At 45.0% G+C, this 1,988-nt stretch carries 2 protein-coding genes; both read right to left on the bottom strand.

Annotation, left to right across the window (positions count from 1 at the left end; translation table 11 throughout):
* On the bottom strand, positions 1-916 hold a 916-nt coding region (locus AC4MRV_RS21970; protein ID WP_491189393.1), incomplete at its 3' end, for a class I tRNA ligase family protein.
* A gap of 63 nt (positions 917-979) precedes the next feature.
* Positions 980-1,915, bottom strand: a complete 936-nt coding sequence (ribF, locus tag AC4MRV_RS21965; protein ID WP_150895806.1) for a bifunctional riboflavin kinase/FAD synthetase — start codon at positions 1,913-1,915, stop codon at positions 980-982.
* Positions 1,916-1,988: the final 73 nt, after the last annotated feature.

Raw genomic sequence — 1,988 nt, 5'->3', positions numbered from 1 at the left:
TTGCAAAACCTAGGTTATGGAAGTGCTCGATACCCGCACGATCCATTACGTCTTTAGCTAGCTCAGAAGCAACGATGATACGCTGTGCAGCTTGATCGCCATTCGCTTCTACTTGGATTAGAACGTATTCAAGATCGTCACGTAGACATACTGCGCGGTTTGCAGGCAGTGTCCATGGTGTTGTAGTCCAGATAACGATAGAGATATCGCCCTGGCCTTCGTGACCTTCAGCTAGCTTGAATTTAGAAACTAGCGCAGCTTCATCAGCCGCTGTGAATTTCACGTCGATTGATGGAGAAACTTTATCTTTGTACTCAACTTCCGCTTCCGCTAGAGCAGAACCACAGTCAGTACACCAGTGAACAGGTTTGAAACCTTTCAGTAGGTGGCCGTTGTCTGCAATTTTACCTAGAGCGCGGATGATGTTTGCTTCAGTGCCGAAGTCCATAGTGCGGTATGGCTTGTCCCACTCACCCATGATACCTAGACGTTTAAAGCTCTCTTTTTGACCTTCAACTTGGCCCGCAGCGTACTTACGACACTCTTCACGGAACTCAGAAGCAGAGATCTTCTGACCTGGTTTGCCTTTTTTCTTCTCAACCATCAGCTCGATTGGAAGACCGTGACAGTCCCAACCTGGGATGTATGGAGCATCAAAACCAGACAGAGTCTTAGATTTAATAATAATGTCTTTAAGAATCTTGTTTAGCGCGTGACCAATGTGAATATCGCCGTTCGCGTAAGGAGGGCCATCATGCAGTACGAAAGATTTTTTACCTTTCTTCGCTTTACGGATTTCGCCGTAAAGATCTTCTTTGTACCAACGCTTAAGCATTTCTGGCTCACGATTTGCCAGATTACCGCGCATTGGAAACCCTGTTTCAGGTAAGTTCAGGGTATCTTTATAATCACTCATCGATTCTTAATTCCGTTATATTGGGCGAAGTTAGACATTATGTTAATCGGTGGAATCAACCGATTAATTCTTTAGCTGACGCAGCCACACCCTTGCTGCTTCAGCATCCAATTCTATTTGATTCTTTAGTGCGTCGAACGATTCAAACTTTTTCTCGTCGCGCAATTTGTGCAAAAGACGTACTTCTAACTGTTTACCATATAAATTGGCTTTAAAGTCAAAAAAATGCACTTCTAGTTGCTGACGAACTCCATTTACGGTTGGTCGTTGTCCGATATTTGCAACACCACCGACAGGTGAACCATCGATGTCGACTGCTTCAACAACATACACCCCAGAGACTGGAGAGACACAACGTTTAAGTGGGATATTCGCCGTTGGGAAGCCTATAGTTCTTCCCAGTTTACGCCCATGAGACACACGACCACTGATACTGTAATCACGCCCTAACATGGCTGCGCTAGAGGTTAAATCGTCAACCGCCAGAGCATTGCGTATTTCAGTGCTACTTACACGCAGCTGGTTTAAGCAGAAGCTTTGGGTACTAACCACCTCAAAACCATACTTTTCACCCGCTTCTTTAAGCATAGCGAAATTGCCGGTGCGACCTTTACCGAAGCAGAAGTCATCACCCACCACCAAAAACTTCACACCAAGTTTGTCCACCAACAGATCTTTAATAAAAGCATCCGCCGATAGGTTCGCGAAGTAGTGGTTAAAATTGACACACAATAAACGGCTAATATCCAGCTTACTCAGCTGCACGAACTTATCTCTTAAACGAGTTAAACGTGCAGGGGCTTTGTCACGAGCAAACAGTTCCATGGGCTGAGGCTCAAACGTCATCACGACAGAGGGTAAGCCCAATGCCGCAGCTTGCTTGGATACCTGGCTCAGTACTTCCTGATGTCCTAGATGTACACCGTCAAAGTTGCCTATGGTTAATACACAGCCGTGATGCTGCGCTTTAATATTGTGAATGCCTCGGATTAGTTCCATTACGACCAGCTAAAATCTGTTATTTGCATCATTCATTGTGTGAAACCGACGGATTATATACTAATCAGTATTA

The sequence above is a fragment of the Vibrio sp. genome (genome assembly GCF_984391705.1).
The sequence above is the reverse complement of the archived record's forward strand: the minus strand, read 5'-3'. Positions and strand labels throughout refer to the sequence as shown.